Origin of the sequence: Collinsella aerofaciens, assembly GCF_027679495.1 — a bacterium.
In the GTDB taxonomy this organism is placed as follows: domain Bacteria; phylum Actinomycetota; class Coriobacteriia; order Coriobacteriales; family Coriobacteriaceae; genus Collinsella; species Collinsella aerofaciens_AK.
The window spans coordinates 1-14,746 of sequence record NZ_JAQEKC010000004.1 but is presented as its reverse complement, the minus strand read 5'-3'; the positions used below and the strand labels follow the sequence as shown (position 1 = coordinate 14,746).

Annotated in this window: 12 protein-coding genes; 6 read left to right on the top strand and 6 right to left on the bottom strand. The window is 61.2% G+C overall.

All coding sequences use genetic code 11. The annotated features are described in order from the left end of the window. Positions 1-152: 152 nt before the first annotated feature. The 4 genes from PGW49_RS02200 to PGW49_RS02185 all read left to right on the top strand — a co-directional run bounded on the left by PGW49_RS02200 (position 153) and on the right by PGW49_RS02185 (position 6,601). Complete coding sequence (locus tag PGW49_RS02200) at positions 153-2,111, top strand: U32 family peptidase (RefSeq protein ID WP_270225359.1); 1,959 nt, start codon at positions 153-155, stop codon at positions 2,109-2,111. Positions 2,112-2,207: 96 nt separating this feature from the next. After that, positions 2,208-3,419: a tyrosine--tRNA ligase gene (tyrS, locus tag PGW49_RS02195; protein ID WP_195232213.1), complete on the top strand. Its 1,212-nt coding sequence runs from the start codon at positions 2,208-2,210 to the stop codon at positions 3,417-3,419. A gap of 360 nt (positions 3,420-3,779) precedes the next feature. After that, positions 3,780-5,600 (top strand): adenine deaminase, encoded by a 1,821-nt coding sequence (locus PGW49_RS02190; RefSeq protein ID WP_270225357.1) that lies wholly within the window; start codon positions 3,780-3,782, stop codon positions 5,598-5,600. A gap of 206 nt (positions 5,601-5,806) precedes the next feature. Continuing rightward, on the top strand, positions 5,807-6,601 hold the full coding sequence (locus tag PGW49_RS02185; RefSeq protein WP_161145221.1) for a Cof-type HAD-IIB family hydrolase: 795 nt from the start codon (positions 5,807-5,809) through the stop codon (positions 6,599-6,601). A gap of 125 nt (positions 6,602-6,726) precedes the next feature. Here the strand turns inward: PGW49_RS02185 and PGW49_RS02180 are convergent, their stop codons facing one another. The 6 genes from PGW49_RS02180 to PGW49_RS02155 all read right to left on the bottom strand — a co-directional run bounded on the left by PGW49_RS02180 (position 6,727) and on the right by PGW49_RS02155 (position 11,336). Next, entirely contained in the window at positions 6,727-7,569 is an 843-nt protein-coding gene (locus PGW49_RS02180) for a Cof-type HAD-IIB family hydrolase (RefSeq protein WP_161145220.1), read from the bottom strand. Between the two features lie 87 nt (positions 7,570-7,656). After that, positions 7,657-9,075, bottom strand: coding sequence for a citrate synthase (locus tag PGW49_RS02175; RefSeq protein ID WP_148331859.1), 1,419 nt, complete (start codon positions 9,073-9,075; stop codon positions 7,657-7,659). 77 nt (positions 9,076-9,152) lie between these two features. Then, the gene (locus PGW49_RS02170; protein WP_006235289.1) at positions 9,153-9,440 is read right to left on the bottom strand and encodes an ACT domain-containing protein; all 288 of its coding nucleotides are present in this window, start codon (positions 9,438-9,440) and stop codon (positions 9,153-9,155) included. Positions 9,441-9,836: 396 nt separating this feature from the next. Beyond that, positions 9,837-10,544 carry a site-specific integrase gene (locus PGW49_RS02165; RefSeq protein ID WP_270225426.1) on the bottom strand — a complete coding sequence of 236 codons (708 nt, stop codon included), beginning with the start codon at positions 10,542-10,544 and terminating at the stop codon, positions 9,837-9,839. 18 nt (positions 10,545-10,562) lie between these two features. Beyond that, positions 10,563-10,814 carry a helix-turn-helix domain-containing protein gene (locus PGW49_RS02160; protein WP_161145219.1) on the bottom strand — a complete coding sequence of 84 codons (252 nt, stop codon included), beginning with the start codon at positions 10,812-10,814 and terminating at the stop codon, positions 10,563-10,565. Between the two features lie 9 nt (positions 10,815-10,823). Continuing rightward, positions 10,824-11,336, bottom strand: a complete 513-nt coding sequence (locus tag PGW49_RS02155) for a DUF2975 domain-containing protein (protein ID WP_161145218.1) — start codon at positions 11,334-11,336, stop codon at positions 10,824-10,826. 144 nt (positions 11,337-11,480) lie between these two features. Here PGW49_RS02155 and PGW49_RS02150 point away from each other — a divergent pair, with 144 nt between their 5' ends. Together PGW49_RS02150 and PGW49_RS02145 are read left to right on the top strand one after the other, a co-directional pair. Beyond that, positions 11,481-13,697, top strand: coding sequence for a hypothetical protein (locus tag PGW49_RS02150; protein ID WP_270225347.1), 2,217 nt, complete (start codon positions 11,481-11,483; stop codon positions 13,695-13,697). Positions 13,698-13,702: 5 nt separating this feature from the next. Beyond that, positions 13,703-14,443: an ABC transporter ATP-binding protein gene (locus PGW49_RS02145; RefSeq protein WP_270225345.1), complete on the top strand. Its 741-nt coding sequence runs from the start codon at positions 13,703-13,705 to the stop codon at positions 14,441-14,443. The last annotated feature ends 303 nt before the right edge of the window (positions 14,444-14,746 follow it).

The following is a 14,746-nucleotide window of genomic DNA, read 5'->3' as shown; positions in this document are numbered from 1 at the left end:
CCAGGTATGTCGTGCCGGACGGCGGATGTGCCGTCGGGGCAGGATGGACATAAGTTATTACACGATAAACCAAACGGGGCGCGCGAGGCCTCGTGTATGCTGGAAGACGGCATTTTTCAGAATGAATGCATACCTTGGTAAGGAGTTTGCCGATGGCGATTCGGGCGATGGGGCCGAGCGGACAACACAAGACTGGATTGGATGCTGCCGGTGCGGCGCTGCCCGAGCTGCTGGCGCCGGCGGGCGGGCTCGACCAGATGTTTGCGGCCATCGCCGCGGGCGCCGATGCCATCTATGCGGGGTTGGGCGGCTTTAACGCCCGTGTGAGTGCGCACGGTTTTACCGACGACGAGTTTGCGCGCGGCTGCGCCGTGGCGCATGCCCATGGCGTGCGTGTGTACGTGACGCTCAACGTGTTCGTGTTTGACGATGAGTTGTCCGACGCGGTGGCGTTGGGAGCTCATGCACTGGAGCTGGGCGCCGATGCTCTGATTGTCGCCGATGCCGGGCTGGCCTGCGCGCTGCGCGCGGCGATTCCCGGGGTCGAGATTCACCTGTCCACGCAGGCGGGCGTTCATAGCGAAGGCGCCGTGCGACTTGCCGCCGATGAGCTGGGGGTCGAGCGCGTGACGACGGCACGCGAGCTGACGGTCGACGAGATTGCGGCGCTATGTGCCGCGGGCGTGCCCATCGAGGTATTCTGCCACGGTGCGATTTGCATCGGCTATTCGGGGGCGTGCGAGTTCTCGGCCCTGCGGCGTGGGCGCTCGGCGATGCGCGGCGACTGCACGCAGCCGTGCCGTCTGGCGTACGACCTGGTGGACGAGGCGGGGCAGAGCGTTGTCGCCGTCGAGGGAGATCGCCTGCTGTGCCCGCGCGACTATCTGGGTATTGCACATCTGCCCGAGCTTGTAGATGCCGGCGTGGCGTCGCTCAAGATCGAGGGGCGCATGAAGAACCCCGATTACGTATTCAACGTGGTGCGGGTGTGGCGCCGGGCACTCGATATGCTGTACGACGGCGCGTGGGACCCCGGTGCCGTGGAAGAGCTTGAGCGCGAGCTGGGAAGGTCGTTTAACCGTGGGTTTACCGATGCGTACCTGCGAGGGCGTTCGGGTGCCGAGCTGATGAGCTTTGAGCGTGCGATTAACCAGGGCGTGCGCGTGGGGCGCTTGGTCGCTGTGGGCCACGAAGAGGTGACCGTTGAGCTCGACGCCGCCGTGGCGGCGGGTGACACGCTCGAGATCCGGTTTTATCCGGGTGCCGACGCGCGTCCCGATGTGCCCAAGCGCTGGCCGCAGGTGCCCTGTCCGGTGGATGCCGCAGCGGGGGAGCGCGTCGTCGTGCATTGCAAGCGTAAGGTTGACACGGGCTGCGAGGTGTACCTGATTCGCAGCGCCGGCGTGTTGGATCAGACGGCGGCGGTGTTGGAGCGCATGCGGGCCGAGGCGGATGCGATTGCGCCCGTTGAGCGTGCCGTTGAAGTGCTGCCCTTTGAGGGCGTTGCGGTGGATGGCGGTGCATCGACGGAGTTGGTGGAGTGCGCGGTTCCCACTCGCATGGTTTTTGCTTGGCAGCTGATGGATGCCGACCCGCGCGGAGAACTCGATTTGTCCGACGCCGTTGTGGTGCTTGACGAGGTGTGCCGCGCGAGTGACGCTGACTGGACCCGCTCACTGATGCAGCGTGCCGGGCGCATCGTCTGCCGCAACCTGGGGCAGGTGGCGATCGCTCGCGAGCTGGGCGTGACGTTTGACGTGGCGGCGCCGGTGTTCTGCGCGAATCGGGCCACGCTTACCTGGCTGCGCGGATTCGGTGCGGGGCGGGTGTACTTGCCGGCCGAGTTGCTCGGCAATGATGCGGAGCGTATTGCCGAGCTGGCTGCTGAACCCGGCGTCTTGGGTCCGGTCGACGCCGACCGTCCCGAGCTTATGGTGTGCGAGCACTGCCTGCTGACCGCCGAGGGCGTCTGCGCCACCGATGCGACGGGACAGGTTCGTTGCCGCGACTGCTTGCGTCGTCGGCAGGTACGCTATCTGGTCGAGCGTGACGGTACACGTCTGCCAGTTGCCATTGACGCATGCGGCAGGACGAGGATTTTCCTGTCGTAGGTGCCGCGTCGCGTCAGTTTGTTATCATAAAAGAGTTTATGGACTTCCAGCACCGCCGTTTTCGGCGAGGGTGCTATAGAAAAAGGAGGATACCCAATGCTGTCTGTTGACGAGCAAATGCGTATCATCACCTCGGGCGCCGCGCAGATCGTTCCCGAGGCCGACCTTCGCAAGAAGCTTGAGAAGGGCGAGCCCCTCAACATCAAGCTCGGCGTCGATCCCACCAGCCCCGACCTGCACCTGGGCCACGCCGTGCCCCTGCGCAAGATGCGTCAGTTCCAGGACCTGGGCCACAACGTCACCCTCATCATCGGCAACGGCACCGCGCTGATCGGCGACCCTTCGGGCAAGAATTCCACCCGTCCGCAGCTTTCGCAGGAGCAGATTGAGGCCAATGCCGAGACCTACGTGAGCCAGGCCATGAAGATCCTGGATCCCGAGAAGACCACCATCGTGCACAACGGCGACTGGATCCTTTCGATGGACCTGGCCGGCCTGCTGCAGGTGTGCTCCAAGTTCACCGTCGCCCGCATTCTTGAGCGCGACGACTTTACCAAGCGCTACCAGTCTCAGACGCCGATCGCCCTGCATGAGTTCCTGTATCCCGTGATGCAGGCTTTCGACTCCGTGCAGATCAAGGCCGACGTGGAGATGGGCGGCACCGATCAGCTCTTCAACCTGCTCGCTGGCCGTGAGCTCATGGAGAAGATGGGCATGGAGCCGCAGATCGCGCTCACCATGCCGCTGCTCGAGGGTACCGACGGCGTGCGCAAGATGTCCAAGTCATACGGCAACTACATCGGCCTGACCGACGCTCCCAAGGATATGTTCGGCAAGACCATGTCCATCCCCGACGAGATGATCGGCAAGTACTACCGCCTGGCGAGCTCGCTCACCCCGGCCGAGGTCGACAAGATCGACGCTGCCCTGGCCGATGGTTCTGCCGACCCCTACGAGCTCAAGCGCGCTCTGGGTCGCGACCTGTGCGACACCTACCACGGCGTCGGTGCCGGCGACGAGGCTCAGGCCGAGTTCGACCGCGTGTTCAAGGAGGGCCAGCTTGCCGACTTCCCCGAGAAGCACGTTGAGCTGACCGTCAACGACGAGGGCCAGATCTACCTCGCCGGCCTGCTTAAGGACCTGGGCCTTTCGGCGAGCGCCGGCCAGGCCCGTCGCGACATTGACGGTGGCGGCGTCAAGATCAACGGCAAGGCGGTGGCTCCCAAGAGCTATAACATCGATCCCAGCGCCCTCAAGCTGGGCGACACCCTCTCCGTAGGCAAGCGCAAGGGCTTTAAGTTGATTTAGTTCCGCCGTTCTACCGAACGGCGGACCGGCCGACGCTGCGCGGGCCGCATTTGGACAATCTGACGTTCAACTTCAAGGGCGCGACCAGAAGGTCAGCGCCCTTTCGTTTCACGTCACCTTGTCTCAAATGCGGCCCGCTCGCTGTGGTTGCCAAAACATCGGCGCTCCCGTTGTTGGCACTTTGGGACACTCCTTGTATTGGTGCTCAGCGGCAGCCCCCCCCATTGCGCCAAGCGGCGTGTGCCGTTAAGCGGAAGGGGTGTTATCGGCGGCCTCCTTTTGGGCATACAATGGCTATTGGTTTGCTGCGGTGAAGGCCTGTCCGCTCCGCAGCTTTTTTCTACGGTTAAAGGAGTATGTATGTCCGTTGAGGTCATGAGATCTGTGATCGAGGCCGCCGAGGGTCGTGTGCCCGTTGACACGCTGTTTGCCAACGCACAGATTGTCGATGTGTACGGCCAGCGCGTGGCGCCCGGTAGCGTTGCCGTCAAGGATGGCGTGATCGTCGGTGTGCTCTACGATGGTCGCGACGATGCCGCCGGTACGTATGAGGCTGCCGAGGTCATCGATTGCCAGGGCCGCTATCTTGCCCCCGGTTTTATTGACGGACACTTGCATATCGAGTCTTCGAACATCCGCCCTGCCGAGTATGCGCGCATGGCGGCGACGCGCGGTACCACCACTGCCATTGCCGACAGCCACGAGATCGCCAACGTTTCCGGCCTGGACGGCCTGCGCTTTATGATCGAGGACGGCCGTCGCGCGCCCATTTCCATCAAGTACATGATGCCCTCGTGCGTGCCCGCGCTGCCCGATGAGCAAGCAGGCGCTGTGATTACCGCCGCTGACATGCAGGCGTTTTTTGCCGAGCATCCGGGCGATGTCTTTGGCCTGGGCGAGATGATGAACCTGCCGGGCGTCTTTATGGCCGATCCCGAGACCTGCGCTCGAATCGACGCTGCCAACCAGACGCCGTCCAAGCAGGTTGACGGTCACGCGCCGCTCGTTGCCGGCAAGGACATCAACGCCTATGCCGCAGCAGGTATTATCGCTGACCATGAGTCGACGATTCCCGAGGAGGCACTCGACAAGCTGTCTCGCGGCATGTATGTGATGCTGCGCGAGGGTACGTGCAGCCATGACCTGCCCACCCTGTCGCCGATGCTGCTGGAGAATCCTGCCCGTGCCCGCCGTTGCTGCTTTGCGACCGACGACCGCGCTCCTTCCGATGCGCTTGCGTCCGGCATGATCGACAACGCCTGCCGCGTGGCGATTGAGGCCGGTATCGACCCGGTGGTCGCTATCTCCATGGCGTCCCTTTCCACGGCTGAGGCGTTTGGCCTGGATCACGGCTGCCGCGACCCGCACGAACTGCGTGGCGCCATCGCCCCGGGCAAGCGTGCCGACCTGCTGGTGCTCAATGACCTGACGTTCACCACGGCTCCGCATCGCGTATACGCCGCCGGTGCTCTGGTGGCGCAGGACGGCACCTTTGTGGGCGAGATCGCACCCGAGATGGCCGAGGTCGCAGCCCTTGCCGACGAGCTGCGCGCGTCCGTTAAGCTGCCGAAGCTTTCGCTCGACGTATTCGACTATGCCTTTAAGCCGGGCGAGGCCGTGATTGACGTGGTGCCGGGTAAGGCCATCACGGGTATGGCTCGCCCCGAGAGCGCCGAGGGCCTGCGTCGCATTATGCTGATCGAGCGCCACGGCCGCGGTGTGTCGCTGCAGGCCGAGGGCGCCGACGGTGATGGTCCTGCGGGCCTGGGCCTTGTCGGCAAGCATATCGGTCGCGGCTGGGTGCGTGGCTTCACCATCACCGGTGGCGCCATTGCCTCCACGATCGGCCACGACTCGCACAACGTGTGCGTCGTGGGTGATAACGCTGCCGATATGATGGCTGCTGTTGAGGCTGTGGGCCAGGGTGGTCACGTGCTGGTGCGCAACGGCGAGGTCGTGGCGCGCATTCCGCTGGCGCTCGGCGGTCTGATGAGCGAAGGCACGGCCGAGGATGTCGCCGCGCAGCACGACGACTTTATGGTCAAGGCGCGCGCCATGGGCATCGAGCCGCCGCTCGACCCCATCATGGGCATCATCTTCCTGCCCCTGCCGGTTATCCCGACGCTCCGCATCCGCCCCGAGGGCATGTTCGACGTCACAACCTTCACCTACGCCGACTAGTCATCGGGGACGTTCTTAAACGTCTAGTCGCCTGCGACACTCTTTGACGTGTTGCCTGGCGCTGCGAATGTGGGACCCCTGGTGCGCGTGAGCTATTTGCCAGGTCCTTGTAACGTTTGCGCCCGCGGAGTCTTACCTGAGCTCCCTTTGGGTACGTTGGAATTGGATACACGTTCGATTCCAACAAGCCCGAAGGGAGCTTTTCTATGTTTAAACTGATTGCATCCGATATGGACGGCACGTTGCTTGACGAAAACAGCCAGGTGCCTCCCGAGACCTACGAACTGATTCTGGCGCTACACGAGCATGGCGTGCATTTCGCCGCATCGTCAGGTCGTCGCTACGATCGCCTGTGCGAGTTCTTTGCGCCCGTTCGCGACAAGATGGACTTTGTCGCCGCTAACGGTGCCCAGGTCTACGCCGACGGCAAAATGGTAGACCGTGAGGTGTATTCGCACCTGGCGATTCGAAGGCTCGCCCAGGCTGTCGCGACGTTTCCCAATCTGCATCTTGCGCTCTTTGACCGAACCAAATCCTTCTTGCTCGATGACGAGTGCAAGTTCGTACGCGAGGTCGATAAGGACCTTCCCAATGCCGAGCGCATTTGGGAACTGCCCGATCCCAGCGTAAATATCATCAAGGCGAGTATCTTTTGCGATGACTGTGCCGTTATGGACAGTGCGTACGTGCTACAGCGAGAACTCGGTCAGCTCTTTACCTTTGCGCCCTCGGGCAACGCATGGATCGATGCCATGCAGCCCGGTGTGTCGAAGGCCTCGGGCATCGCACAGCTTGCGGAGCATTACGGCATTGGACGCGACGAGATCATGGCGTTTGGCGACTCGATGAACGACTACGAGATCATTCGCTTTGTCGGCACGGGCTGTGCGATGGAAAACGCGCGCCCCGCGCTCAAAGCGGTTGCCGATCGCGTCGTGGGCTGCAACCGCGACCACGCCGTCCAGCAGGAACTTCGCCGTGTTCTGGAGAGCCTCGCCTAATCCGGCAGTTAGGGACGTTCCTTTTCTGCCGGCAGCCGGGGACAGTCCTTGCAGCTTTTTCGCGAAGAGTGTCCCCAACGACTAGTCATTTAAGAACACCCAATGACTAAGAACGTCCCCAATGACTAGGCGAGGGCGGTCATGATGGCGCGGGCGACGCCGTCGTGGTCGTTGTCGTATTCGGTGATGGCGTCGGCGGCCTCGCGGTCCTCGGGCTCGGCGTTGATCATGGCCATACCGTGGCCCGCTGCCTGCAGCATGGGGATGTCGTTGATGTTGTCGCCGAACGCCCAGGCGTCGGCGAGACGCTCGCCCAGGTGCTCGCACAGCCACGTGAGTGCCGTTCCCTTGGTGGCTCCCTCGCCCATGACCTCGATATTCATGGCGTACGAACGCGTGACCTCAATGCCTCCGAGCGTGTCGAGCTCCGCCGCGATGGCGTCGCGATCGGCTGGGTCGTGCCAGTACATGGCGATGCGTTCGAGTGTCTCGACCTCGTCGATCTTGTTGTCGATATCCATGTCGATCGGTGTTCGTGTGCGCTTGAGCGAAGCCGCGATGTGGGGGTCGCCGCCGCAGAATTCGTCCAGGCGCGTGTAGAGCGAGCGGGGGAGGAAGCACTGCCCGTCCGCGAAGATATCGAAGGTGACGTCATGGCCGGCGGCGATGCGATGGATGCGATGGGCAATGCCGCAATCGAGCGGACGGCTCAAGATGCACGTGGCGCGCGAGGCGTCGGTGGGCACATCGTCGTCGAGCTGCCAGACGCTGGCGCCATTGGCGCAAACGGCATAGTGCACGGCGGTATGGGCGAGGATGGGCTCAAAGATGCCCGACAGCGGACGTCCCGTGCAGGGCACAAATTCAATCCCGCGTCGAGCGAGCTCGTCGAGCATCGCCCAGGTGGCATCGCTCATCTGCTTATCGCTCGTCAACAGCGTTCCATCCATATCGGAAAACACAATCATTTGATGCAGCCCTTTCTGCTGGCATAAAAAGCGTGGCCGAGGGCGATGATGCCCTGGCCACGCTCGGGTTCTATAACGGTCCGCGTCCTAGCGATCGGCGAGCGGCTTGTACTCCAGCGGCTCGATAACCGGGCGATACGCGGGGCGAATAATGCGGTGCGCGCAGAAGAGCTCTTCCATGCGGTGTGCCGACCAGCCGGCCATGCGGGCGACGGCGAATAGCGGCGTAAAAAGCGTCTCGGGTACGCCGAGCATCTTGTAGATAAAGCCCGTGTACAGGTCGATGTTGGCACAGATGGGCTTGGTCATGCCGTGGTCGCGCATCACCTGCGGTGCCAGGCGCTCGATGCGCTCGATGAGCGCGAACTCCTCGCCCAGGTCCTTCTTGGCGGCAAGCGTGCGCGCGTAACGGCGGCAGACCTCGGCGCGCGGGTCGCTCAGCGTGTAGACGGCGTGGCCCATACCGTAGATGAGACCCGTGCCGTCGAAGGCCTGCTTGTCGAGGATCTTGCCCAGGTAGGCTGCGACCTCGTCCTCGTCCTCCCAATTGGAGACGTGCGCACGGATGTCCTCGTGCATGGACACGACCTTGGCGTTGGCGCCGCCGTGGCGCGGGCCCTTGAGTGAGCCGATAGCCGCGGCGTAGGCGGAATACGGGTCGGTGGCCGAGGAGGACAGCACGCGGCAGGCAAACGTGGAGTTGTTGCCGCCTCCGTGTTCGGCATGCAGCATGAGCATCACGTCGAGCAGCATGGCTTCGTCGCGGGTGAATGCCATGCCGCCGCGCAACACCTGCAGGATGGTCTCGGCGGTGGAGAGACCGGGTGTGGGGTGCGGTACATGAACCTCGGAGCCGCGGCGCTTGGCGACCGAGGCCATATGCGCGAAGGCGGCGATGCGGGGGAGACGGGCGAGCATGGAGATGGCGACGTCGATTTCGTGCTCGGGCGTAATGGCGTCGGGCTCGGCGTCGAAGGCGTAGAGCAGCAGCACGGCGCGCTGAAGCACATTCATGATGCTCGACGACACCGTGGTCATGGGGAACTCTTTGACGTACTCATCGCTCAGGTGCCTAAAAGCGCCCAGACGTCCGCAAAAACCGTCGAGCTCCTCTTTGTTGGGCAGCGAGCCCGTGATGAGCAGGTAGGCGACCTCTTCGTAGCCATAGCGATTCTCGGCCTGGGCGTTGTTGACCAGGTCCTCGATGCTGTAGCCGCGCAGCGTAAGCTTGCCCTGGTCGGGCACGACTTTGCCGTCGACCTTGTTGTAGCCGTGCACGTCCGAGATGCGGGTAAGGCCCGCGACCACGCCCGAGCCATCGGCATTGCGCAGGCCGCGCTTGACGTTATGCTCTACGAACAGGCCCTCGTCGTACGGGGCGGTCGGCAGGCCGTGGTAGAGGTTTTCGCTTTCGGGCGAAATCTGACGGCTCGCCTCGTAATCCAGAACCAGGCGGCTCAGGTGATCGTCGAAGCGGTAGTAGATTTTCTTGGCGTCGTAGGCCATGCGCGCTCCTCTCCGGTCCGCTTTGGGGCCGCGCGCTTGGACGATATGACGTCAAGCTGCCCCGAGCGGCTTGTTCGCTACAGGCGGTACATAAAGTTAAAGACGTCCTCGCGCTGGATGGACACGTTGACGCCCGAAAGCTCGCCGGCCTCGGCCAGGGCCTTCTGCAGCTCGGCGAAGTCGAGCTTGGACTCGGCGGTGTCGGCCAGCATGGTCATGGTGAAGATGTCCTCGATAATGGACTGCGTGATGTCGCGGATGTCGACGTTGGCCTCGCCCAGAACGCGGGTGACGCCGGCGACGATGCCGGGGCGGTTCTTGCCAAGGACGGTGATGACGATACGGGAGGACGAGATCTCGGCCATGGGAAACCCTTTCGCGTGGTTGCGGCGCGCGCGGGGCGCTCCGCTACGGTACAGTGTTCATCATTGTACCTGTCTGGCGCAAAAAAGGCGCGCTCGCTGCGGCGTTACATGCCTGCAACATGAGCGTAAGGGGGAAGGCCGTACGGGGAAGAGCCGTCTGGCGCGTGTCCGGCTCGTGTTGGGTTGATTTCCGATCTCAGCCGAACACATTGAGCGGACAGGCCGTTCCCGCAGTCAGCCGAACGCCTCCGACGGCTGATTCCGAACTGGAAGCGGAGGGCATCCCCGCCCTTCGGTAGGGGATACCGCTCCGCGGCGCATGCCGCGGGCGGCGCCCCTATCGGACCACCGTGACCTCAGTTGGGATGGGCCCAGCACTGCCGCGTACTCGGTGAGCTAGAGCCAACTGTTCATCTTCACGTCGCGTATGGCGATATTTCGGTCGTCCGGCTCGGTGATGCCGTAGCCGAACGCCTGGAGCGTCTCGATGGACTCCTGGATCCTCTGTTGGAACATGGGACCCGGATCGACCCTCGGCCCGAGGTGCCCGCGCCAAAGGCACGGCGTGGCGCGCAGCATGTTATGGATTTTGGAGATGGGCTCGATGTCGGCGTAGACGTTGAGCGTCGCCATGGCGTCCTTGTGGCCGAGGATCGATTGGAGCGCCTTGATATCGCCGCCTTGGCGGATCCACTGCGTTGCGAACGTGTGGCGAAGGCCGTGGAACGTGATCAGCTCGTCGTTGGTGCCCATGAGGCCGTTGGTCTCCGAGAACGTCTTGAACGCCCTGCGGATATAGCTTGTCGTCGCGAAGGTCGCGCCCGGCTCCGACAGGATGTAGCAGTCCCCGATCTCGACCGCCCCGGTAAGGCCGCGCAAGCGCAGCTTTCCGCAGTCGATCTCGTGGGTCTCCTTCAGGAAGGGGAGTAGGCCGACCGGGTCGATGGGGATACCCCTGGCGTCATGGGTCTTGGTGTCCTTGATGAACGAACCCATTCCCTTCGCGTACGCCACCGAGTGCCTGATCGAGATCAGGCCCGTCTCGAAATCCACATCGCACCACCGAAGGCCGCAGACCTCGCCGATTCGCATCCCCGTGTGCAGGGCGAGTACGACCGCCCTCTAATCCTCGGCGGACCAATCGAGTCCGAACTCCTTTCGGGCATCCTCTTTGCTCATGACTTCGAGAAGGTCTCCGGGTTGGCAACGAAGGGCGAGGCATAGCTGCTCGAGTGTGTTGAAGCGAATGCCGCGAATATGCCCTTTTTTAATACGGGACAGGTTCACGGGCGTGGTTCCAATCCTTTCGGCAAGCTCGTTCGAGGAAATCTTTCGCTCGGCCATGATCTTGTCGAGGCGAACAATTACGGGCATGGCGTTTCCTTACGCAATCTCGTCGGAGTCGAGGTACAGCTCTCGGGCGTACAAGAAGAGCTGGGAAAGCATGAACAGGACGATGCCGAGAACCAGAGAGGTCCAATCGAATGATGAAGCGATCTCTTGGGCGCCGACGGCCCCCTCGCCGCCAAACATCGAAACGGAGGTTTTGAGTGAGCCGGCGTAGAGGCTGGTGGCAGCTTGAACAACGAAGAGAATGCCGAGCACCTTCAAGCATGTCGCAGACCCTTTCTTGAAGGGGTCTCCGCTCTTGATCGTCCACACGAGAACGGCGCTGAGGACGGTCGTGGCGATACCGATGACGGCAGGGGCCAATGTCGAGATCGCAAGGGCTGGATACGCGGGGGAGTCTGCAATTACAGGGTTGTCGAGCACTTCGATTGCTGGCTTTAAGGAGAACGCCACTTGTGCGATGGCGGTGGCGCAAAGGGCCGCAGAGGCTATCGCACATGCGATGCGGAAGGAATGAAGCCGGGGAGTGCGATTGTCGGAACTCATAATAACCTCCGAAGAATTTAAAAAACTCAGGTTACTTTTTAACAGTTTATGTTAAATTGATTTTGCCGGCAAGTAATCACAGAATGCTGCAATCGTAACCCCGCGCATCGAGCTGAATCGTGTTGAAACGAGCTGGTGATACGTATGCTCAAAATCTCGAAGGCAATCTTTAGGTCGCTCCTCTCCTCCAGGTCGCTCTGTGTTGCCGTTGTTGCGTTGATGGTTCTTTGTGCTTTGCCCGTCTTCAGGAGCGCGGCTGGCATCGACGGACGGGTTGAATACCTCGAGTCGGGAATAACCCGTGTTGAGCAGGAATTGTCAGCATCCTATGCGGATGCGCTTGTGAATGCGGGGGAGGAGGGCGTCTATACCTCTTCATCAAGCATGCCCGCGCTTCTGTACCCTCTTGCCGCGGGGCGTCTTGTCTTGGCGCCGCTCTCTCCTCTGCTTCCGTTTCTGCAGGTATCGGATGGAGCGTACTCCTTTTATGACGGATCGAAGGAGTACTTGCTATGGGCCGCAACGGCCGTTGCCGTCTCGTTCCTTGCCGCGCGTCTTAACAAACGTGAAAAACTCATCATCCAGGCACCGATGGGTGAGCTGGGCAGGCTTGTTGCATCGAGCGTATGGGCGAGTGTTTTTGCGATGCTTGCCGTCTTCGCCGTCAATCTTCCAGGGATAATCGCCGCACTTGTGAAGAATGGCCCGGGCTCGCTGTTCTATCCGATAGGCTACGTTCAATATGCGACTCCGGTTATCAAACCGGCTTGGCTGGTGTTCGCACAGACGGCCATTTTGCAATTCTTGGTGGCGGCGTTCATCTCGCTCGTCGTTCACCTTGCCGTGAAGATTGCCAATAACCCTACGCTTGGAATCGTGTTCGTATGTGCCCTGATGGGGGCGACGATGGTTCCCGGGTATTACGGAAGATCCATCGCTTTACGTGAGTTCGCCCTGTTGAATCCCCTTACGTATGCGAACACTGAGTTGACCGTCGGCGCCTATAGCCCGTACCCGACAACGCAGATAGTGAATCTGCCTGGACTTTGCTTCGAGCGTGGCGCGATTACCCTCGTATGCGCAATCGGGATCGAGGTGCTGGCAATTAGCCTGCTTTGCGTTGCTGGAAAGAGCGGCTGCGCGCGCCCGATATCTCCGATTTGTCTTGAGAGAGGTTCCTTCACCGCATCGAGAACGACAGCCCGTTCGAGCGCTTGTGCCTCCGCCGTTGCATACGTAAGAACGATGGGGAAGCTGCTCCTGCATTCTCCTGCCCTCGCCGTATGCGCGATTGCAATGTCGACGGCGATGCTGGCCCCGGCTCTGGTCGAGGTGTTTCCTGACGCTGGTGACGTTTCCGCTGTTCGGTATAGGGATGGGGAGCTCCGTTCAATAGATCGGTATCTAGAGCAGGACGCTGCGAATATGGACGTCGAGGGCAAAGCGGCCCTGGAAGGCATGCGAGATGCTCTTTCGGGTTTCGTGTACGCGCCCACGCCTGCGGAGGGGTTTCGAAGCCTTGCGACGTACGAGCGCGCTCGAGGCGAGCTGGGCGCGGCAGATGCGACCCTCCTGCAATCGATCGGAATCGAGCCGGAGACTCCTTCTCGTGCGGAGGCGCGCGCCCTTCTGCTCGAGTCGATCGCGAGCTTGCCGGACCCCAAGGTTTACGAGTTAAGTACGAAGATGCCCCCATTAATCCTCCTTTCCTATCTCCAGGCAGCGCTTCCTTCCTTGTTTTGGCTGTTGCCCGTGGTTGTCACATCGCTTGCGTGCACCTACCTGCGGTGCCGTTCCCTTCTGGTTTTCCAAGTCCCCGCAACAGCGCATGTGCGTTTTCTGACGGCTGTTGCGCTGTCTCTCCTGCTTGGCTTGGCGCTGCTTTTGGTGTCGATGGTTCCCGCTGCGGTTGTGTCCTTGATTAAGAACGGTGCGGGTGGATCGGAGTATCCCGTCGCTCTCATTCGGGCGGGAGCTTCGACAACGTCCATGGTGGGGGAGGCGGTGTTGTGCAGTATTCCGTTGCTGGTCATGGCATACGGCGTGATTTCCGTCGTCGCTGCGTTGACAGCAGCGATTAGCCGCAACCCCGTTGTCACCGGGGTGGTTTGCGCGGTTCTCTTGGTGTTGGGTTCGTTGAGCGCTCATGTTGAAAGCGTGGGCATGGGCGTCGCGCTGCTGGCTCCATTCGCCTCGTTTGATCCCGCTTCCCAGGTGGGGACGATTGGGTTCCTTGGGCGAGGGACGAACGCGATGCCTTTTGGAGAGGTCGTCGGCGCATCGGGCGCTCTGCTGGTGGTCTTGGGCGCCGTATCTCCGTTGATGGTGCGCCTGAGTGTTCCAAAGATCGAAAGGGGATGATCTCGATGATTGACCTTCAAACGCTGACGATCTCTTATGGAAAGAAGGTGCTCGTAGATTCGGTGAACGCTGAGTTTGCCCCGGGTACGGTCTACGGTCTCGTCGCTCCGAACGGGCATGGAAAGACGACGTTGCTGCGTGCGATGGCAGGTTTGCCGGGTCCTCGCGTGGACGGGAGCATCGTTCTGGATGAGGTGCGGGGTACGGGTGCGAGAGAGGTCCGTTCTATGATCTTCTATGCACCTGGTGAGGGGACGCTGCTGTATCCCGGATTGCGTGCGGAAGATCACCTCAAGATGGTTTGCGATATGTGGCCGCATGCTCGCGATATCGAAGAGATAGTGGAACAAACGCAGATAGGCGAGTTCGCGAAGATGAGGATCCGCACTCTGAGCCAGGGCATGAAGCAGCAGCTTACCCTGACGATTGCGTATGCGACGGGCGCGCGGTACCTTCTATTAGATGAGCCCATGAACGCGCTCGACCCCAGCAGGGTGGACTTGCATTCCGAGATTCTCAGGAAGCTGGCCGATTCTGGTACGTGCATCATCATGTCATCCCACATCTTGGATTCGGTCGATAGGCTGTGCGATGAGATTCTGTTTTTGAAGGATGGGAGGCTCATTAGAAGCATTCCGCAAGATGATGCTGCGCCGAAGTCTCCTGGATCCCATTTCGCAAAGCCTGCCGGACGCGCCGAGGGTGCGCTAAGCACGTATCGGCGACTCTACGAAAAGGGCGGGTAGAAATGCAAGTTAAAAATCTATGTGGTCAATATAATACCGTTGAACCCGCGTATCGATACCGTTCAGCCATTCGCCTCGCCCCCATCTTACGCATCTTCATCCGGTCTGTTACTTTTAATCTAACAATTCTTTGAGGAACGTAGGTGCTTCCAAATGTACTGTCGACTTCTTCTCAAACTAATCCTAAGAGACAAGGCCGTATGGATTTCCACGCTCGTTCTCGCTGCAGCCTTTTCCGTCCCCATTGCGTTCAATTCACCCATCTACGGCCCCTTCTTTATGAAGCAGGGCATGCAGGGCTTT